The organism is Pseudoxanthomonas sp. USHLN014 (assembly GCF_037153335.1).
In the GTDB taxonomy this organism is placed as follows: domain Bacteria; phylum Pseudomonadota; class Gammaproteobacteria; order Xanthomonadales; family Xanthomonadaceae; genus Pseudoxanthomonas_A; species Pseudoxanthomonas_A winnipegensis.
Genome location: NZ_JBBCKO010000008.1, coordinates 54,826 through 73,640 on the forward strand (window position 1 = coordinate 54,826; position 18,815 = coordinate 73,640).

Annotated in this window: 15 protein-coding genes; 7 read left to right on the forward strand and 8 right to left on the reverse strand. The window is 69.7% G+C overall.

Going from position 1 to position 18,815, the window contains the following annotated elements; genetic code table 11:
* Position 1: 1 nt before the first annotated feature.
* From WFQ05_RS14655 to WFQ05_RS14665, 3 genes are all read right to left on the reverse strand, one after another.
* Positions 2-1,006 (reverse strand): alpha-ketoacid dehydrogenase subunit beta, encoded by a 1,005-nt coding sequence (locus WFQ05_RS14655; protein WP_130517586.1) that lies wholly within the window; start codon positions 1,004-1,006, stop codon positions 2-4.
* Between the two features lie 46 nt (positions 1,007-1,052).
* Positions 1,053-2,132, reverse strand: a complete 1,080-nt coding sequence (pdhA, locus tag WFQ05_RS14660; RefSeq protein ID WP_130525127.1) for a pyruvate dehydrogenase (acetyl-transferring) E1 component subunit alpha — start codon at positions 2,130-2,132, stop codon at positions 1,053-1,055.
* A gap of 176 nt (positions 2,133-2,308) precedes the next feature.
* Positions 2,309-5,845, reverse strand: coding sequence for a Calx-beta domain-containing protein (locus WFQ05_RS14665; RefSeq protein ID WP_337054354.1), 3,537 nt, complete (start codon positions 5,843-5,845; stop codon positions 2,309-2,311).
* Between the two features lie 179 nt (positions 5,846-6,024).
* Here WFQ05_RS14665 and WFQ05_RS14670 point away from each other — a divergent pair, with 179 nt between their 5' ends.
* Together WFQ05_RS14670 and WFQ05_RS14675 are read left to right on the forward strand one after the other, a co-directional pair.
* On the forward strand, positions 6,025-6,894 hold the full coding sequence (locus WFQ05_RS14670) for a tryptophan 2,3-dioxygenase family protein (protein WP_130517588.1): 870 nt from the start codon (positions 6,025-6,027) through the stop codon (positions 6,892-6,894).
* A gap of 113 nt (positions 6,895-7,007) precedes the next feature.
* A complete protein-coding gene (locus WFQ05_RS14675; protein ID WP_337054355.1) occupies positions 7,008-8,528 on the forward strand; it encodes an oligopeptide:H+ symporter in 1,521 nt (506 codons plus the stop codon).
* Positions 8,529-8,594: 66 nt separating this feature from the next.
* Here the strand turns inward: WFQ05_RS14675 and WFQ05_RS14680 are convergent, their stop codons facing one another.
* Complete coding sequence (locus WFQ05_RS14680; RefSeq protein ID WP_337054356.1) at positions 8,595-9,434, reverse strand: helix-turn-helix domain-containing protein; 840 nt, start codon at positions 9,432-9,434, stop codon at positions 8,595-8,597.
* A gap of 99 nt (positions 9,435-9,533) precedes the next feature.
* Between WFQ05_RS14680 and WFQ05_RS14685 the strand changes: the two genes are divergently transcribed.
* Positions 9,534-9,986, forward strand: coding sequence for a DUF6265 family protein (locus WFQ05_RS14685; RefSeq protein ID WP_337054357.1), 453 nt, complete (start codon positions 9,534-9,536; stop codon positions 9,984-9,986).
* Between the two features lie 94 nt (positions 9,987-10,080).
* Here WFQ05_RS14685 and WFQ05_RS14690 read toward each other — a convergent pair whose 3' ends face one another.
* Positions 10,081-10,620, reverse strand: coding sequence for a MarR family winged helix-turn-helix transcriptional regulator (locus tag WFQ05_RS14690; RefSeq protein WP_130516372.1), 540 nt, complete (start codon positions 10,618-10,620; stop codon positions 10,081-10,083).
* A gap of 78 nt (positions 10,621-10,698) precedes the next feature.
* Between WFQ05_RS14690 and hppD the strand changes: the two genes are divergently transcribed.
* The 4 genes from hppD (at position 10,699) to WFQ05_RS14710 (ending at position 14,984) form a co-directional block, all read left to right on the forward strand.
* Positions 10,699-11,808: a 4-hydroxyphenylpyruvate dioxygenase gene (gene hppD, locus WFQ05_RS14695; RefSeq protein WP_337054467.1), complete on the forward strand. Its 1,110-nt coding sequence runs from the start codon at positions 10,699-10,701 to the stop codon at positions 11,806-11,808.
* Between the two features lie 114 nt (positions 11,809-11,922).
* Complete coding sequence (locus WFQ05_RS14700) at positions 11,923-12,321, forward strand: DUF559 domain-containing protein (RefSeq protein ID WP_337054358.1); 399 nt, start codon at positions 11,923-11,925, stop codon at positions 12,319-12,321.
* A 33-nt stretch (positions 12,322-12,354) separates the two neighbouring features.
* Complete coding sequence (gene hmgA, locus WFQ05_RS14705; RefSeq protein WP_337054359.1) at positions 12,355-13,653, forward strand: homogentisate 1,2-dioxygenase; 1,299 nt, start codon at positions 12,355-12,357, stop codon at positions 13,651-13,653.
* A 719-nt stretch (positions 13,654-14,372) separates the two neighbouring features.
* Complete coding sequence (locus tag WFQ05_RS14710; RefSeq protein ID WP_337054360.1) at positions 14,373-14,984, forward strand: lectin; 612 nt, start codon at positions 14,373-14,375, stop codon at positions 14,982-14,984.
* A 153-nt stretch (positions 14,985-15,137) separates the two neighbouring features.
* On the opposite strand, the gene WFQ05_RS14715 is transcribed toward WFQ05_RS14710, so the two are convergent.
* From WFQ05_RS14715 to WFQ05_RS14725, 3 genes are read right to left on the reverse strand one after another with little or no spacing between them, the layout of a single operon-like run.
* Positions 15,138-16,436 carry an APC family permease gene (locus WFQ05_RS14715; protein ID WP_337054361.1) on the reverse strand — a complete coding sequence of 433 codons (1,299 nt, stop codon included), beginning with the start codon at positions 16,434-16,436 and terminating at the stop codon, positions 15,138-15,140.
* Positions 16,433-17,215 carry a L,D-transpeptidase family protein gene (locus WFQ05_RS14720; protein WP_337054362.1) on the reverse strand — a complete coding sequence of 261 codons (783 nt, stop codon included), beginning with the start codon at positions 17,213-17,215 and terminating at the stop codon, positions 16,433-16,435. Before WFQ05_RS14720 ends, WFQ05_RS14715 begins: the two co-directional genes overlap by 4 nt.
* Positions 17,216-17,237: 22 nt before the next feature.
* Positions 17,238-18,089: a MurR/RpiR family transcriptional regulator gene (locus WFQ05_RS14725; RefSeq protein ID WP_337054363.1), complete on the reverse strand. Its 852-nt coding sequence runs from the start codon at positions 18,087-18,089 to the stop codon at positions 17,238-17,240.
* Positions 18,090-18,815 lie beyond the last annotated feature (726 nt).

Here is an 18,815-nt window from a genome sequence, read left to right on the forward strand (position 1 = left end):
GTCAGCCGCGTGCCAGCGTGCGCTTGGCCGCCTCGACCACGCGCTGGGCGCTGGGCATGTACTTCATCTCCAGGCGGAACAGCGGCATGTGCGTGTCCGGCCCGGTGACGCGTTCGACCGGGGCCAGCAGGTCGTACATGCATTCCTCGGCCAGGCGCGCGGCGATCTCCGCGCCAAAGCCCGCCGTGCGCGGCGCCTCATGCACGATCACGCAGCGCCCGGTCTTGGCCACCGACTCGGCGATGGTGTCGAAGTCCAGCGGGGTCAGCGTGGCCACGTCGATCACCTCGGCGCTGATGCCCTCGGCGGCGAGCTGGTCGGCCGCCTCCAGCGCTTCCTTGACCTGCGCGCCCCAGCTCACCAGCGTCACATCCGAGCCGTCGCGCAGCACGAAGCACACGTCCAGCGGCAGCGCCTCGCCGTCGTCGGGCACGCGCTCCTTGTACTGGCGGTAGATGCGCTTGGGCTCCATGTAGATCACCGGATCCGGGTCGCGGATCGCCGCCAGCAGCAGGCCATAGGCGCGCTGCGGCGAGGACGGCATGACCACGCGCAGGCCGGGCACGTTGGTGAAGATGGATTCGTTGGCCTCGGAGTGGTGCTCGGGCGCGCGGATGCCACCGCCCCACGGTACGCGCAGCACCATCGGGCAGTGCAGGCGCCCGCGGGTGCGGTAGCGCAGGCGGGCGGCGTGGCAGACCAAGTGGTCGACCATCGGGTAGACGAAGCCGTCGAACTGCGCCTCGGCCACCGGCTTGAGACCCTGCGCAGCCATGCCCACGCTCAGGCCGGCGATGGTGGTCTCGTCCAGCGGCGTGTCCAGGATGCGCTGGGCGCCGAAGCGCTTCTGCAGCCCGGCGGTGGCGCGGAACACGCCGCCGTTGACGCCCACGTCCTCGCCCAACACCACCACGGTGGGATCGTGGGTGATTTCCCAGGCCAGGGCTTGGGTGATGGCTTCGATCAGGGTGATCGGCGTGGCCGCCGGGGTCTCGACGGTCGGCATCGCGTGGGTCTCGCTGGTCGCTTCGTGCGCGGGCATCGGCTTGTGCTCATCCATGGCGCTGCTCCCGGGCGATGGCGTCGGCGCGCTGCTTCAACAGTTCCGGCGGCGGGTCGGCGTAGAGGTAATCGAACATCGCCTCCACCGGCTGCACCGGGGTGGCCAGATACGCGTTGACCTCTTCGTCCACGCGCTGCCCACACTCGGCCTTCCAGGCGCTTTCCTGTTCCTCGTCCCACAAGCCCTGCGCGGTCAGCCAGGCGCGCATGCGCGGGATCGGGTCGCGTTCCCAGGCGGCCTTGACCTCGGCCTCGTCGCGGTAGCGACGCGCATCGTCGGCGGTGGTGTGGTCGGACAGGCGATAGGTGACGAACTCCAGCACCGTGCCGCCCTGGCCGCTGCGCGCGCGCTGCATGGCCTGGTCCATCGCATCGAGCACGGCGATCAGGTCGTTGCCGTCCACCTGGAGGCAGAACAGGCCGCCGGCCAGGCCCTTCTGCGCCAGGGTTTGCGCACCGGTCTGCGCCGAGCGCGGGACCGAGATGGCCCAGCCGTTGTTGACCACGCCCAGCACCAGCGGCAGCTGGTAGGCGCCGGCCGAATTGAGCGCGGCGTAGAAATCGGTTTTGGACGAACCGCCGTCACCGCAGGTGCTCACCGCCACGCGGTCTTCGCCGCGCAGCTTGAACGCCAGCGCCGCGCCGGCCGCGTGCAGGCATTGGGTGGAGATCGGCACCGACCAGGAGAAGTCCTGGCGCGGGACTTCGAAATCGTTGCCGCGCTCGTCGCCGCCCCAGTACAGCAGCACCTCGCGCGGCTTCACCCCGCGCATGAACTGCGCGCCGTACTCGCGATAGCTGGGCGCGAACACGTCCTGCGGGCGCATGGACGCGCCGATGCCCACGTGCGTGGCCTCGTGGCCCAGGCACGAGGCATAGGTGCCCAGCTTGCCGGTGCGCTGCAGCGCGATGGACTTGGTGTCGAACACGCGCACGAACAGCATCTGCTTGAACAGCTCGACCAGCCGGCCGGTGTCCTTGGCCAGTTCGGGCAGGGGGCGCCCGTTGGAAGTGCCGTCGGGGTTGAGGTACTGCAGGAATTCGATCTGGAAACTGGCTGCCAGGGACATGGCATCGTCGGTCTTGCGGAATGAGGACTTCATCATAGCCGCGCCATGGTAATGACCCGGTGCGGCTTTTCCTTCATGCAGCGCAGCAGCAACCGGTTCCCGTTCACCCCGTTTCACGCAAAAAAACGCGGCCCATCAAGGGCCGCGTGGGTTTTTGCCGGGATGTGTCGTCCCGCTTACCTGACCGCGGTGGAAAACCGTGTGCCGTTGTTGGACGTGTCGCGCTCGGTCGAGGTGGTGGACACCCGCGCGTCGAGCTGGACCGTGGATCCGCGCCGCGCCGTGCCCGTGGTCACCCACAGCGGGAACGCCGCCTGCGCGCCATCGGCCAGCGGCGTGCGCGTGACGCAGCGCAGCTGGGTATTGCGCAGCGAGCCCTCGCGCCGGCAGCTCCAGCCGCGCGGCGGATCGATCAGCGTCAGCACGTTCAGCGTATTGCCTTCGATCAGCACCTGCGCATTGGCCGCCGGCTGGCCGGCGTTGGCCACATGCACCACATAGCGCGTGTAGAACTGCGGGGCGCGGATGCTGGCCGAGCCTTCGACGGACACCGACACATCGGCGGTCGGCGGCGCGGTCACCTGCACCTGGGCCACGGCCTGGTTGTTGCTGCTGTCCGGGTCGAAGGTCTGCGAGGTCGCGGCCACGGCCAGGGTGACGCCGGTACCGGACTGGCTGGCCACCGAGGTCGCACTGACGCTGAAGTCGGCCGTCGCGGCGTTGTCCAGCGTGGCGCTGTTGCAGGCCACCGAGGTCATGCCGTCGGCCACCTGCGCCGCATCGCAGCTCCAGCCGGCCGGCGCGACGACCGTCATGTCCGGCAGCGCGCCGGCCAGGGAGAAGCCCACGCCCGGGGCGTTGGCGCCTTCGGGCCCGTTGTTGCGCACGTTCACCGTGTAGTGCAGCGGCTGGCCGGCGACGACGCTGGCGGCGTCGGCCGTGGCGGCGATCGCCAGGTCGGCCTTGGGCGCCAGTTCGAAGTAGGCCACCACCGGATCGTGGTCGGACAGGCGGGCCGGCGAGGTCGCATCGTTGCGCGCCACTTCCGGGAAATCGGCGTTGATGCGCGCGTGGTCCATGCCGAAGGCGGTGGTCGCCAGCACCAGCGCGTCGTTGACCAGCACATGGTCCAGCGTCTGCGCGCTGCCGCCGAAGGTGTAGGAGTAGTTCTGGCCGGCGGCGAGCAGTTCGCCCAGGTTGGTCAGGTCCGGATTGACCAGGTCGGCGCCGTCGCCGGGCACCAGGGTCTGCGCATCGGGGCTGGGCAGCCCGGTGATGGTGCCCAGCGCATCGACGTAGCCGTCGTTGAACTGGAAGGCGTTGAAGTCGCCCAGCACGGTGATGCGACGCTCCGGATTGTCGGTCTGCAGACCCTGGATCAGGTCGGCCAGGAACACCGCCTGCGCCTGGCGCTTGGCGCGCACGCGCTCACCGGCGGCATCGAGGGTGTCGGCGCCGTTGAGCGAGCGCTGATGCACGGCGATCACGGTGATCGGGAAGCTGCGGCCATCGGCCCAGTGCACTACCGCATCCAGCGCCAACGGCGGGCGGTCGTTGAGCAGGCTGGTGGCGCCGGAGGGCTCGGTCCAGGTGGTGTCCTTGCCGTACTGGGTCACGCCGGAGACCTCCACGCGCGCCACGCTGGCGCCGACCGTGGCGGTCTTGACCAGGAAGCCCACGTCGATGCCGCCCACATCGTTGCCTTCCTTCAGGTAGGGCACGTACTGCGGATCGGCCAGGCCCTGCGCCACCGCGTCGGCGTTGACCTTGTCGGCCACCTTCTGCAGCGTGGCCAGGTTCTCCATCTCCACCACCGCCAGGATGTCGGGCAGGCGCAGATAGTCGCGGATGGCGACCGAGGCCTTGGACAGGCGGTTGGCAAAGGCCGAGGGCGTCAGCGTCGGGGCGCCGTTGCCGTCGGCGGTGGTGTCGAAGAAGCGCTCCATGTTGTAGCCGGCCACGGTGAACTCGTTGGCGTTGGGCGCGCGCGCCGGGGTCGGCCCCGGGCCGGCGACGGTGTCCACCGCCACGCTCGGGTCGCGCACGATCACGTAGTGGCGATAGCTGTAGTCCAGCGGGCCGGTCAGGCCGCTGACCACCGCGCCGGCGGCCAGGTCCAGCGCGGTGCTGGCGCCGCCCAGCGTGTCGCTGTCGATGGTCAGGATTTCCGGATTGCCGTCCCACTGCGGGATGGCGCCGGAGACCGGCGTGGGCGCCTCGATGCCCGGCTCGCGGAACGGACGGGCGGTGTCGCCGATGACCGCGTAGAACTGGCCGTCGGTGGTGCCGGTGGCGTTGACTTCGTTGGTGAAGCCGCCGGTCGGGCCGACCACGCGCAGCTGCGGCACGGTCACGCGCATGCCTTCGAAGCGCTCCAGTTGGTCCAGGCCGCCGCCGGCGGTAAGCATCGAGGCGTCCAGCGCGATCGGCGCCGGCAGCGCCTGGCCGCTGGCCAGCAGCGTGGCGGTGACGCCGCCGCTGAGTTCGGTCAGCGGGCGCTGGTAGGGATCGGCGCTGGGCACGTACTCCTGCACCGTGCCGGACACGCGCACCAGGTTGCCGACCACGGCCGCGGCCGGGCGCGTGCTGCCGGTGTAGACGTACAGGCCCTCGGAGGTGGCCGGGTCGCTGTCGACCTCGGCGTCGGGCGTCTGGATCCAGAAGCCGACGTTCTTGACCGCGGTGACGATGCCGGTGGTGTAGACCAGCGCGCCCTTGCGCGGCGACTCGATGCCCGCGCCCTGGATGTCGTGGATGGCGGTCAGCGACAGATCGTCGTTGACGATGGTGCCGGTGGCCTTGGCCGTGCCCAGCAGCGCCGCGCCGGACAGGTTGGACAGGGTGAGGCTGAAGGTCTCGTCGGCCTCGGTGACGCTGTCGTCGATGAGGGCGATGGACACCGTGGCGCTGGTCTGGCCTGCGGCGAGGGTGACGCGGCCGCTGCTGGCGACGTAGTCGCTGCCGGCCGTGGCGGTGCCGTCGGCCGTGGCGTAGTCCACCGCGATGCCGCCGGACGGCGCCGGCTGGCTCAGGGTCAGGGTGAACACCAGCGGGCCGGCGCCCTCATCGCCCGAGGCGTCGGCGATGGACAGCACCGGCGTGCCGGCCGCGCCGCAGATCACGGCGGCGCTGGCGCGGTTGCGCGGGGTCGGCGCGCCGGTGGCGAAATCGGTGGCGTTGTCGTTGCCGTCGGTGCAGCCGTCGCCGGCGCGCAGCACCGCCAGGGTGTTGCTCGGCGCCGGCGTGGGGCCGCTGCCCTCGTAACAGCTGGCCGTGCCGCCGAAGCCGACCAGATCCACCGCCCCGCTCGGGCAGGCGCCGCTGAGCGCGGTGGCGCTGGCCACCAGGGCGACCTTGCCGGCGGTGCCGGACATGGCGATGCCGCCGCTGGCATCCGGCGTGGGCAGGGCGATGCTGCCGCCGCTGCCCTTGGCCTCCTGCACCAGGTAGTAGCCGCCCGCGGGCAGGCTGCCGCTCAGCGCGGTGACCGCCCAGCTGGTACCGCTGGCGCTGGCGTACTGCACGCTGTAGCCGGACAGGTCCACCGCGGCGGTGCCGGTGTTGTGCAGCTCGATGAAGTCGTTGGTGTAGGTGGCGCCGCTGTTGCCGCCGCCGCCATAGACTTGGCTGATCACCACCTGCGCCTGCGCGCACTGCGCGCCGCCCAGGCCCAACATCGCAAGCGCCAGCAGGCGCGACCAACGCGTCGTCATCGACGGCTTCTCCATGGCAAGGCTTCGGGGGATGGGGCCCGGTTCCGCCGGCCCGCGTCCGGACTATGAACGAAGCCTGAGTAAATTGCATGACAGCCATCGGCCGCGACACCGCGACATCCGGCGATGCCGGGCGGCGCGGGCGCTACCATGCCGCTCCCCTCGGGATGGCCGAACGCATGCAGATCCAGGACAACCAGCGGCCGCTGGAAGACGGCATCCACACCGACCTGGCCGGTCGCACCACCTATGGCGGCTATCTGCGCCTGGACCAGCTGCTGGCCGCGCAGCAGCCGCTGTCGGCGCCGCCGCATCACGACGAGATGCTGTTCATCGTCCAGCACCAGGTTTCCGAGCTGTGGATGAAGCTGATGATCCACGAGCTGAGCGCGGCCATCGGCCACCTGCGGCGCGACGAGGTCTGGCAGACGCGCAAGGTGCTGGCGCGCGCCAAGCAGGTGCTGCGCCAGCTGACCGAGCAGTGGTCGGTGCTGGAGACGCTGACGCCTTCGGAATACATGGGCTTCCGCGATGTGCTCGGCCCGTCCTCGGGCTTCCAGTCGCTGCAGTACCGGCAGCTGGAGTTCATGCTGGGCAACAAGAACGCGGCGATGCTCAAGGTGTTCTCGCACGACCCGGCCGGCCAGCGCGCGCTGGCCGCCGCGCTGGAGGCGCCGAGCCTGTACGAGGAATTCCTGCGCTACCTGGCGCGCTTCGGCCACGCGGTGCCGGCCCAGCACCTGGAGCGCGACTTCAGCCACGCGCACGTGCGCGACGAGGCGCTGCTGCCGATGTTCGAGCGCATCTATGCCGATACCGACCGCTACTGGCGCGAGTATTCGCTGGCCGAGGACTTCGTCGATCTGGAGACGCAGTTCCAGCTGTGGCGCTTCCGCCACATGCGCACGGTGATGCGCGTGATCGGCTTCAAGCGCGGCACCGGCGGCTCCTCGGGCGTGGGGTTTCTGAAGCAGGCGCTGGAGCTGGAGTTCTTCCCCGAGCTGTTCCAGGTGCGCACGGTGGTGGGGCTGACAGGCCCGTCAGCCTGAATCCGGCGCGATTGGTTTCATTTGACGCAATGACCCGCCTGCGGCCATCCTGCGCCGTCCCCCGCGCGGGGCGTTTTTTTGTCTACGCACGATTCAAGAGGGGAATCTGACGCATGACCGCCCAGTCCAACTGGTCCACGCTCGAGCCCGCGTCGCCGGCCAATGGCGATCCGCCGAAGTTCGACAATCTGATGGGGCATCCGCGACCGCTGTGGATGCTGTTCATGACCGAGTTCTGGGAGCGCTTTGCCTTCTACGGCATCCGCTGGGCCCTGGTCCTGTACATCGTGGCGCAGTTCTATGGCGGCGATGCGTCCGGGCAGGCCGATGCCAGCCGCACCTACGGCGCCTACCTGGCGCTGGTCTACGCGGCGGCGATCTTCGGCGGCTACATCGCCGACCGGGTGATCGGCTATCAGCGCTCGATCCTGCTCGGCGCGGTGGTGATGGCCGCGGGCCTGTTCCTGATCTCGGTGCCCAACCATCAGGTGTTCCAGCTGGGCCTGTCGACCATCATCGTCGGCAACGGCCTGTTCAAGCCCAACATCTCGACCATGGTCGGCAAGCTCTATGGGCTGAAGGACGAGCGCCGCGATTCGGGCTTCACCATCTTCTACATGGGCATCAACATCGGCGCGATGATCGCCCCGGTGCTGACCCAGTACCTGGCCGAGCAGGTCTTCGGTACCCAGGCCATGCCGTCCTACAAGATGGTGTTCATCGCCTCGGGCGTGGGCATGCTGGTGTCGCTGGTGTGGTTCTACATCGGCCGCCGCGGCCTGGGCGGCATCGGCACGCCGCCGGTCAACGCGCAAGGCATGGGGCGCACCTGGCTGGTGGCGGTGGGCTGCGTGCTCGCCGTGCCGGTGGTGTACTTCCTGCTGGCCATGGGCGCCAACGCGCTGGCCTGGGTGCTGGGCGTGATGTTCATCGTGCTGTCGGTGCTGCTGCTGGTCGAGGGCGTCCGCGAGGGCCGGGTCCAGCGCGACCGCGTGATCGCGATGCTGATCATCTTCCTGTTCAACGTGCTGTTCTGGTGCTTTTTCGAACAGGCCGGCAGCAGCTTCACCTTCCTGGCAGATGAGATCGTCAACCGCCAGTTCGGCGACTGGACCTTCCCGACCGCGTGGTTCCAGTCGGTCAACTCCATCGCCATCATCACCCTGGCGCCGCTGATCGCCTGGCTGTGGGTGCGCATGGGGCGCTTCAACCCTTCCATCCCGCGCAAGTTCGGCCTTGGCCTGCTGTTCAACGGCTCGGCCTTCCTGCTGCTGATGTTCGCCCTATCCACCCTGGTCAGCGACGCCGGCAAGATCCCATTCTGGACCTTGTTCATGGTCTACGTGCTGCAGTCGGTGGGCGAGCTGTGCCTGTCGCCGATCGGCCTGTCGATGGTGACCAAGCTGGCGCCGGTGCGCCTGGTCGGCTTCGGCATGGGCGGCTGGTTCCTGTCCACCGGCATCGGCAACAACCTCTCGGGCATCTTCGCCGGGCTGGTCAGCGGCGAGGGCGGCATGACCGTGGCCTCGGCGCAGCACGCCTATACGATGGGGTTCTGGATCCTCACCTGCTTCGGCGTGGCGCTGTTCCTGATCGCCCCGCTGGTCAACAAGCTGATGCACGGGGTGAAGTAAGCCCCGGTCCGCAAGGCGCCGCGGCGGCTCAGCTCGCCGCGGCGTGTCTGGGTGGAGGCGGGTGCTTCAGGCGCCCGCGCGCCCACGCACGAAGGCGGCCGCCAGCCGTATCGCATCGGCGCCATCGCGGTCGCCGCGCAACGCACGCACCAGCCGCGCCGGCGTCATGCCGGTGAATCGGGTCAGGTCGTGGGTGGCATGCGCCTGGTCGCTGTAGCCGTGCTGCGCCGCGGCCTCGGCGATGGGCGAGGCCGCGCCGTCCAGCGTCCGTAGCAGCCCCTGCAGGCGCCGCACCCGCGCGTACTCCTTCGGCGTCAGGCCGACCGCCGTGAGGAAGCGCGCCTGCAGCGTGCGCAGGGACACGCCCAGCCGGTCGGCCAGTGCGGTCATGCGCAGATCGCCCTCTGCGGCGTCCAGCAGCGCGGCGGCCTGTTCGGCCAGCGGGTCCAGCGCGAAGCCGGCGCAGTAGACCTGCAGCAGATCCCACAGCGGCTGTTGCGTCCCGGCGCTGACGCTGGCGCGGGTCGCCTGCGCGAAGCGCTGCGCGAACGCAGCGTCCAGCGTGTACAGGTCCGGGGCCTGTTCGCGCAGGGTCGGCAGGCGTTCGCCGGCGACCAGTCCACTGGCGGCCGCGGTCAGGCGCACGCCGATGCAATGCACCTGGCCGGCGGCCTGCAGCCGGATGGGGCCGCGTTGCTGCGCGGCGAAGCAGAACGCCTGGTCCGCCCGCAGCTGTCCGTCGGCCCCGTGGAAGCGCAGGGGCACGCCCAGCTCGGCCAGCAGTTCGCAGCGCCCGTCCGGGTACACGGTCTGGATGGCCGCGTCGGGCGTGGCGTCGCGCAGCTCCCACAGACAGTCCACGTAGCGGCGCAGCGCCGGCGGCGGCGTGTGTTCGGCGTAGTCCATGGCTGGGCATCGAACCGCCGCGCGCGTGTTTTTACAAGCCTTGCCCGCCGTAGCGTCGCTAAGGTCGCCTCATCTTCTGGACGGGGGTGCGAGATGCGGATGGCAGCGACGATGATGGTGGTGGGGTTGGGACTGTGGTCGGGCGCTGCGCAGGCCGCTGCGCCCGACCTGGCGTGGCTGTCAGGTCGCTGGTGCGGGGGCGAGGCTGGGCGGGTCATCGAGGAAGCGTGGCTGGCGCCTGTCGGAGGCGAGCTGATCGGGGTGTCGCGGACCGGCAAGGGCGAGACGACGCAGTCCTTCGAGTTCATGCGCATCGTGCGCGAGGGCGAAGGCCTGGCGATGCGCGTCCAGCCCAATGGCGAGGCGGCGACGGTGTTCGCCCTGGTGGCCAGCGGCCCGGGCTGGATCCGGTTCGGCAACCCCGCGCACGATTTTCCCAACACGATCGAGTATCGGCGCCAGGGCGAGCGCCTGAATGCCTGGATCGCAGGGCCGGGCCAGGATGGGAAACCCCTGCGCATCGACTTCGACTACACCCGCTGCGCGCCGTGAGCGCGCGATCAGGCCCCAGGGGCGCACGCGGCGCCCTCTGAAACAAAAACGCCGCGGGAGACCGCGGCGTTTTGTTCTCGGCGTTGCCGCGCGCTCAGCCCAGCGGCGGGTTGCGGTCGGCCGAGGACACCGGGCTGACCGGGGCGTCCTTCAGCCCGGCCAGCAGGTTGTCCATGCCGCTGCCGGCCAGGCGCTGCATCAGCGTGTGCAGCTGGGCGACCTCGGCCTCGTCGAGGACCGAGAGCAGGCGGCGTTCGCACTCGAGCACCAGCGGGGCCACGGTGTCGTGCAGGTCGCGGCCCTTCTCCGACAGCGCCAGTACCGAGCGGCGGCGGTCGTCGCCATGGATGTCGCGGCTGACCAAGCCGCGTTCGAGCAGGCGCGCCACCGCGCGGCTGACCGCCACCTTGTCCATCGCGGTCTGCTCGGCCACCTCGCCGGCGGACAGGCCGGGATAGCGGCCGAGCACGCACATCGTGCGCCACTCGGTCATCACCAGGCCGAAGCGGCGGTAGTACTCGGCGGAAATGGCCTGGCTGACGCGGTTGGACAGCACGCTCAGCTGGTAGGGGACGAAGGTTTCCAGCTGCAGGGTCAGCGGCTGGGCCGGTGGCAATGGGTCGGGCTGCTTCATGGTGCGGTGCGGCTTGTCAGCTTGTTTCAGATGAAACTATGCTGTCGCCAAGTCCTTTGCAAGGTGGGAGAAATGTCCGTGAGCGCCCAGCCCTCCATCCAGGCCCCGCAGACCAAGCCGCAGGTTGCCACGTTCGACAACCCAATGGGCATCGACGGCTTCGAATTCGTCGAATTCGCCGCCCCCGCCGGCCAGGGCGGCCAGCTGCACGACTACTTCCGCAAGCTCGGCTTCACCCAGGTGGCGCGGCACAAGACCCGGGCCATCAGCACCTATCGGCAGAACGACTGCACCTTCCTGATCAACGAGGACCCGGATTCCTTCGCCGCCGACTTCGCCGCCGAGCACGGGCCGAGCGCCTGCGGCTTCGCCATCCGGGTCAACAAGCTGGCCGAATGGGCCCGCGTGCAGGCGCTGAAGAACGGCGCCGAGCAGATCGGCCCGCGCGAGCTGACCAAGGCCGTGGCCGCGCCGGTGATCAAGGGCATCGGCGGCTGCATGCTCTACATCGTCGACCGCTACGACAGCACCGGCACCATCCACGACCCAGACTATGAGTGGCTGCCGGACGCCGAGCGCATGCCCAAGGGCTTCGGCCTGACCTTCATCGACCATCTGACCCATAACCTCTATCCGGGCAACATGGCGCAGTGGGCGGATTACTACGAGCGGCTGTTCAACTTCCGCGAGATCCGCTACTTCGACATCAAGGGCGCCAAGACCGGCCTGTTGTCCAAGGCGATGACCGCCCCGGACGGCATGGTGCGCATCCCGCTCAACGAATCGTCCGATCCCAAGTCGCAGATCAACGAATACCTGGACGCCTACAAGGGCGAGGGCATCCAGCACATCGCCTGCTTCACCGACGACATCTACGCCACGGTCGAGCAGATGCGCGCGGCGGGCGTGGACTTCCTGGACACGCCGGAGACTTATTTCGAGGTGATCGACCAGCGTATTCCGGACCACGGCGAGGACGTCGAGCGCCTGGCGCGCAACAAGATCCTGATCGACGCCGATCCGGAAACCGGCAAGCGCAAGCTGCTGCAGATCTTCACCCAGAACGCGATCGGCCCGATCTTCTTCGAGATCATCCAGCGCAAGGGCAACGACGGCTTCGGCGAAGGCAACTTCAAGGCGCTGTTCGAAAGCATCGAGCGCGACCAGATGCGGCGCGGCGTGCTGTAAGGCGTGTCTTGCGCTGCTCTCCCTGTTGGAGAGGGGCTGGGGTGAGGGTCCGGCGAAGTCCAGATGGCGAACGACGCTATGCTTCCAGCAAGCTTCCAGACAGGACGTCTGCCCATGCCAGGACGCATCGAGCCACCGCTGCCGACGCGGACGCTGCGCTACGCGCGCGTCTTACGTCGCGAGATGACCGATGCCGAGCGGCTGCTCTGGAAGCAGCTGAGCGGTGGTCAGCTGGAAGGACTGAACTTCCGGCGGCAGCATCCGATTCCGCCTTATATCGCGGACTTCTGCTGTATCGAGCGCAGGATGATCGTCGAGCTGGATGGCGGCCAGCATTCGCAAGGTCGCGATGCGGCACGCACGGCGTTTCTTGAATCGCAGGGGTGGCGCGTGCTGCGGTTCTGGGACAACGAGGTGTTGTTGGAGGTTGAGGCGGTGGTCGAGGCGATCTGGCATTTCGCCTCCGGACGCACCCTCACCCCAACCCCTCTCCCGGGGGGAGAGGGGCTTTAGTGAGCCGCGAGACGTAGACAGGTGGGTGGGTCCATGAATTCGACGCAATACATGACCGGCTTCGGCAACGCGTTCGCCAGCGAGGCGATCGCCGGGGCGCTGCCGGTGGGGCGCAATTCGCCGCAGCAGGTGGCCTTCGGGCTGTATGCCGAGCAGCTGTCGGGCACGGCGTTCACCGCGCCGCGCGGACAGAACCGGCGCAGCTGGCTGTACCGGATCCGGCCGGCGGCGATGCATGGCGGCTTCACGTTGTTCGAGCAGGCGCCGGACTTCCACAACGGCTTCGGCCAGGGGCCGGTCAGCCCGGACCAGCTGCGCTGGTCGCCGCTGCCGTTGCCCGAGGCGCCGACCGACTTCGTCGAAGGCCTGCTGACCATGGCCGGCAACGGCGCGGCCGAGGCGCAGCACGGCGTGGGCATCCATCTGTACGCGGCCAACCGCGATATGGCGGGGCGCTGGTTCTACGATGCCGATGCCGAGCTGCTGATCGTGCCGCAGCTGGGCCGGCTGCGGCTGGCCACCGAGTTCGGCGTGATCGAGCTGGAGCCGCAGCAGGTCGCGGTGATCCCGCGCGGCGTGCGCTTCGCGGTGACGCTGCCCGACGGCCAGGCGCGCGGCTATGTGTGCGAGAACTTCGGTGCGCCGCTGCACCTGCCCGAGCTGGGGCCGATCGGGTCCAACGGCCTGGCCAATCCGCGCGATTTCGAGACGCCGGTGGCCGCCTACGAGGACATCGAGGGCGACTTCGAGCTGATCGCCAAGTTCCAGGGCCATCTGTGGCGCGCGCCCATCGGCCACAGCCCGCTGGACGTGGTCGCCTGGCACGGCAACGGGGCGCCGTACCGCTACGACCTGCGTCGCTTCAATGCGATCGGCTCGATCAGCTTCGATCATCCCGATCCGTCGATCTTCACCGTGCTGACCTCGCCCAGCGACACGCCGGGCACGGCCAATCTGGATTTCGTGATCTTCCCGCCGCGCTGGCTGGTGGCGCAGGACACCTTCCGCCCGCCGTGGTTCCACCGCAACGTGGCCAGCGAGTTCATGGGCCTGGTGCACGGCGCCTACGACGCCAAGGCCGAAGGCTTCGCGCCGGGCGGGGCCTCGCTGCACAACGGCATGACCGGACACGGGCCGGATGCGGCCACGTTCGAGAAGGCCTCGCATGCGGACCTGTCCAAGCCGGACGTGATCACCGACACGATGGCCTTCATGTTCGAGACGCGGGCGGTGCTGCGGCCCACGCGTCAGGCGATGGAGGCCGCGCACCGCCAGCGTGACTACCAGCAGTGCTGGGCGGGCCTGAAGCGCAACTTCCAGCCGCCGGGTTGAGGGCTGTCGGGACGGCGGGCGTCGGCGTCTCCAGCGCGTGCAGGTGGTCCTCGGGCAGCACCTCGCGCAGGCGGTCGGCGATGCGCTGCACGTAGCCGGTGGAGGTCAGGGCCGGCAGCAGCTGCAGCGCCTCGCGCATGGTTTGGACGGCCAGGTGATCGTCGGCCGCGCGCTGCAGCTGGGCGTGCAGGCGCAGGGCGTCGGGATGGCGCTGCAGTTCGAGCATGCCGAGCAGGTACAGACGCGCGGCCACCATCGAGCGTCGGTGCGCCGCAGGCGCGGGCGTGGCGATGGGCGCGGGCGTAGTGGGCGCCGCTGGCGCGTGTGCAGGCCGCGGTTGCGGGTCGGCTTCTTCGGCCAGGCCCAGGTAGCCGGCGCGGATCAGCGCGGCCACGTGCAGCGGCGTGTCGGCGCCCAGCATCGCGGTCAGCGCCTCCAGGCTGCGCTGGCCATCGGCCAGGATCAGTACGCGCCGCTGGCGCATGTCCAGGCCCGCGCGATGGGTCTGCAGGGCGGCGTGGGCCTGGTCGGTCTTGCGCGGGCGCATGCGAAGGCGGCTCGGAGGGAGGCGCGCGCAGCCTGCGTGGCGTCCATGAAGCGGCGGTGACACCGGTGGCGTGCATGTGCGCAAGTGCGGGCGCGGTCCGGGTTTGCGTGAGATTCACCGGCGCCCGCTAGGCTGGGGCGGACCGATATCCGCCTTCGAGGAGCCCGCCTGCATGAAATCCCTGCTGCCCCTGACTGCCGCGCTGGCCCTCACCCTGGCCGCGTGCAAGCCGGCCGACACGCCGCAGCCCAGCACGCCGGCCGCCTCCGAGCCGGCCGCCTCCACGCCGGCGCAGGCCTCGCCGCCGCCCGCGACCGGCGAAGCGGACCCGCAGGCCAACGTGCCGGCCACCTGGCAGGGCTATGGCGATCTGAAGCTGGGCAGCACCGCCGACGCCGCGCGTCAGGCCTGGGGCGGCGAGCTCAACAGCAGCACGCCCTCCGAGGGCGGCGCCTGCTATCAGCTCACGCCCAAGTGGGCCACCGACAAGGCCGACGTGGCCTTCATGATCGAGGGCGATCACTTCGTCCGTTACGACGTGACCAGCTCCAAGGAAGTCGCGCCCGGCGGCGGCAAGGTCGGCATGGACGAGGCCGCGCTGCGCGCGCTGTACGGCGACAAGCTGCAGTCGATGCCGCACAAGTACGTCGAAGGCGGCAAGTACCTGAGCGTGGACGGGCAGGGCGGGGCGAAGCTGGTCTTCGAGACCGGCGCCGACGGCGTGGTCACCAGCTGGCGCGTCGGCCTGCCGCCGCAGATCGACTACGTCGAAGGCTGCGCGTAACGCGGGGTGTGGGTGGGTGTGTCTGTGGGGGCCATTGTCCCTCCTGCTCGGGGCGCGCCCACCTTGTAGAGCGGAGCTTGCTCCGCTGCCTTTCGACCCGATCATCGGGAAAGCTCCAGCGGAGCAAGCTCCGCTCTACAGGTGGGGTTCCCTTCAGGCCTTGCGCGGAAACAGGTAGATCACAGTTCCCACCACCATCGCTGCGCCGACCGCCAGCAGGTTGGCCAGGCTGGCGCTGCACAGCAGGCCCAGGGTGAGCAGCAGCGCCAGCACCGGGATCAGCGGGCCACCGGGCAGGCGCAGGGCGTTGGGGTTGTCGCGATGCCTGCGCGCCAGCACCAGCACCGCCGCCGCGGTGCCGATGTAGGCCAGCAGGCGGGTCACCATCGACAGCAGGGCGAGCTTCTCGAACGAGCCCGACAGCGCCAGCGCCACCGACAGCACGCCCTGCACGATGATCGCCGCGGCCGGCGTGCGGAAGCGCGGATGCACGCCCGCCAGGAACTTCGGCCCGAAGCCGTCCTGCGCCAGCGCGAACAGGAAACGCGGCCCCAGCATCACCGTGTTGCTGGTGGTGCCCAGGATCGAGATCACCGCGCCCACGGTCAGCACCAGCGCCAGGCCCTCGCCGCCGAAGCGCGCGGCCGCATCGGCCAGCGGCGTGGCCGACTCGGCCAGGCCGGGCAGGGTGCCCATCGCCACCACCTGCACCGCGGCGTAGATCAGCGTCACCAGCGCGATCATGGTGATCAGGGCGAAGGGCACGTCGCGGCGCGGGTTGCGGAATTCGCCGGCGGCGGCCGGGATGTTCTCGAAGCCGGCATAGGCGAACAGCAGCAGCAAGGCCGCCTGGCCCAGGTTGGGCAGGTCGCGCAGGTCCGGCGCGGTGCCGGCGAAGGCCAGTGACCAGTCCATGTAGAACAGGCCGACGACCACGAACAGCAGCAGCGGCACCAGCTTGCCGATCACCAGCGCCACGCCGGTGCGCGCGGCCGAGCGCACGCCGATCACGTTGATCGCGGTCAGCAGGCCCAGCGAGCCGATCACCACCACCAGGCGCCCGGCGCCGCTGGCGGCCGCCGGCCAGAAGCGCGAGACCGCATCGGCCAGGCCGTTGCCCAGCGCCGCGGCCGAGCTGATGCGCGTGAGCCAGATCATCCAGCCGACCTGGAAGCCCGCGTAGCGGCCGAAGGCCTCGCGGGCGTAGAGATAGCTGCCGCCCGGCTGGTCGAAATAGCTCGCCGCCTGCGCGTAGCACAGCACCAGCAGCGCCACCGCCACGCCGGCCAGCAGCACCGCCCACAGGCTCAACGGCCCCATCAGCGCGACCGTGGCCGCGGGCAACAGGTAGATGCCGCTGCCGATGACGTCGTTGATCGACAGCCCGACGATCTGCCAACGGCTGACCGCGCGGACCAGCGTGCCCTGCGCGGGCGTCGGCGCGGCGCTCACGGCTGCGCGTCCGCAGACAGCGGCGGCAGCGACCAGGCGCGTTGCAGGCGCTGGTACTCGGGCCGGGGCAGCAGCACGAACAGCGGCCGGCGCGCCGGATCCAGCCAGGCCTGCAGCGCCTCCATGCTGGCCGGCGCCATGGCCGTGCAGCCGGCGGTCGCCTCGCCGGGCTTGCGCCACAGGTGGGCGAAGATGCAGCTGCCCAAGCCCGGCGTGGCCTTGGCGTTGTGTTCGATCACGAAGCCGCGGGCGTAGCGCGGATCGCCGTCGTTGTGCAGATCCAGCCGCATGTGCTCGCTGGCGCCCTTGACGGCCTGCGCGCCGACCTGGCGTTCGTCGACGATCCGGTTGTAGAGCGGCGAGTCCGGCACGTCCACGCACCAGCTCGAGGCCTGCATCTGCTGGTAGGCGAGTCTGGTGTCGACCGCGGGTGCATAGCCGAAGGCCTCGCCGATGCCGTAGATGCCGGCCGGGCTGCGGCCATCGCCCTCGCGCTTGCGCGGGCCTTCGTGCTGGGCGGGGAACAGGCCTTCGCCCCAGGCGCTGCCCTGCTTGCCGATCGCCACGGCGAAGGCCGGCGCCGCCGGTTTCCAGCCCGTTCCATCGCGTTCGAAGGTCTGCAGCCGGCCCTGGGTGTCGTCCCAGCCGCCGGTGGTGACCACCACCAGCTGTTGCGCCTGGGCCATCGCGGGCGGCGTGGTGGTGCCTTTGGCCAGGGCCGGCTGCGTGGTCAGGACCAGCAGCGTGCACAGCAGGAAGTGGGGCAAGCGCAGGGACATGGACGCTCCGCGGGGCAGGGGGTCAGGCGTCGAGCAGGTGCTGGACGCGCTCCAGGTTGACCGCCAGCTGGCGCTCGCGGTCGGGGTTGATCTGGCACAGCAGCACGAACACGAAGTCCAGCAGGGACTGCAGCGAACAACGGTACAGCAGCTGGGCGATGTGCGGGGCCGGATCGTGCGCGGACACCACCAGCGCCGCATCGGCATGCGCGCGCAGCGGATTGGCGGTGTGCCGGGTGATGGACACCACCGCGCCGCCGGCGTCCTGGAACTGGCGCGAGATCTGCGACAGCTGCGGCACCTGGCCGAACTCGGACAGCAGGATCAGCACGTCGCCCGGCCGCGCGGCCGAGACGTTGGTCATCATCAGGATCGCATCGGCGTGATGCACGGTCAGCACGCCCAGCAGCGACAGGCGCATGGCGAACTCGCGCGCGAACAGCCCGTCGTCGCCCAGCCCGCATACGAACACCTTCTGCGCCTGGTCGATGCGCGCGACGATCTGCTCGATGCGCGCGCGCGGGTTGAGCAGGCGGGTCTCCTCCTCGGCCGCGGCCTTGCTGCGGCGCAGGCTGTCTTCCAGCCGGGTGTAGGCATCGCCGCCGTCTTCGGACGCGGTCGGATCCGCCGGCTGGCCGCCATTGCCGCGCGCGATGGCCTGGCCGACCGAGTACTTCAGGTCCGGATAGCCGCGGAAGCCGAGCTTCTGGCTGAACTTCACCACCGAGGACTGGCTGATGCCCAGCGCGCTGGCCAGCTGCTGGGAGGAGTAGTCGCGCAGCAGATGGGCGTTGTCGAGGATGTAGTCGGCGATGCGCCGCTCGATGGCGGACATGCGCTCGCGTTCGGCGCGGATCTTGAGCAGGGGGGGCATCAGCCGGTGCTCCTGCACAAGTTGTTGCCGTTGCCGTTGCCGTTGCCGTGGCTGGTGCCGTGGCCGTTGTTGTTGCTGTTGTGCTCTTTCCGCCCCCCTCCGCAGCGGCGATGCCGACGGGTCAAACCCCGCAGGGGCGCCGCGCATGGATGCGCGGCGTTTCCGGTCGGGGCAGGATGCCCCGTCCGGAAATTCCCGTCGGCAGCGCGGACCCGGCGCGCCGCAGGCGCGGCGGGCGCGAGGGCTGGGGTGTGCTTTCTTTGGCCTACCTTTCTTTGCACAAGCAAAGAAAGGTAGGTCGTGCCCCGGAGGGGCGCGAAAGCCTTTGCTGTTACATGCTGCTCCGCGTTGGAGGAGTGCCGCATGGAGCCAAGGAGAACGCGAACGCGTTTGAGGGTTGCGTGGTTCGCTTTCCTCCGATCGAGAGAGCGAGCGCGCTGGTGTTGCAGCTTCTGTTCAAAGCAGGGGCAACGGCCAAAGCGTTTCTCGCCCTGTCGGGCGCGAGTCACTTTTCTTTGCTTGTGCAAAGAAAAGTAACCAAAAGAAAGCACACCCCGTCCTCGCGCCCGCCGCGCTACGCGCGCCGGGTCCGCGTGACCGGCGGGGATTCGCGGAAGGGGCATCCTGCCCCTGCCGCGAACGCCGCGCATCCATGCGCGGCGCCCTTCGGGTGTTTCCCCGCCGGTCACGCCGCTGCGGAGGGGGCCCGGAAAAGCACAAGCAACG

Coding starts and splice junctions, on each gene's coding strand:
- WFQ05_RS14655 (WP_130517586.1), bottom strand. CDS start 1,006: ATGCCGACCGTCGAGACCCCGGCGGCCACGCCGATCACCCTGATCGAA.
- pdhA (WP_130525127.1), bottom strand. CDS start 2,132: ATGTCCCTGGCAGCCAGTTTCCAGATCGAATTCCTGCAGTACCTCAAC.
- WFQ05_RS14665 (WP_337054354.1), bottom strand. CDS start 5,845: ATGACGACGCGTTGGTCGCGCCTGCTGGCGCTTGCGATGTTGGGCCTG.
- WFQ05_RS14670 (WP_130517588.1), top strand. CDS start 6,025: ATGCAGATCCAGGACAACCAGCGGCCGCTGGAAGACGGCATCCACACC.
- WFQ05_RS14675 (WP_337054355.1), top strand. CDS start 7,008: ATGACCGCCCAGTCCAACTGGTCCACGCTCGAGCCCGCGTCGCCGGCC.
- WFQ05_RS14680 (WP_337054356.1), bottom strand. CDS start 9,434: ATGGACTACGCCGAACACACGCCGCCGCCGGCGCTGCGCCGCTACGTG.
- WFQ05_RS14685 (WP_337054357.1), top strand. CDS start 9,534: ATGGCAGCGACGATGATGGTGGTGGGGTTGGGACTGTGGTCGGGCGCT.
- WFQ05_RS14690 (WP_130516372.1), bottom strand. CDS start 10,620: ATGAAGCAGCCCGACCCATTGCCACCGGCCCAGCCGCTGACCCTGCAG.
- WFQ05_RS14700 (WP_337054358.1), top strand. CDS start 11,923: ATGCCAGGACGCATCGAGCCACCGCTGCCGACGCGGACGCTGCGCTAC.
- hmgA (WP_337054359.1), top strand. CDS start 12,355: ATGAATTCGACGCAATACATGACCGGCTTCGGCAACGCGTTCGCCAGC.
- WFQ05_RS14710 (WP_337054360.1), top strand. CDS start 14,373: ATGAAATCCCTGCTGCCCCTGACTGCCGCGCTGGCCCTCACCCTGGCC.
- WFQ05_RS14720 (WP_337054362.1), bottom strand. CDS start 17,215: ATGTCCCTGCGCTTGCCCCACTTCCTGCTGTGCACGCTGCTGGTCCTG.
- WFQ05_RS14725 (WP_337054363.1), bottom strand. CDS start 18,089: ATGCCCCCCCTGCTCAAGATCCGCGCCGAACGCGAGCGCATGTCCGCC.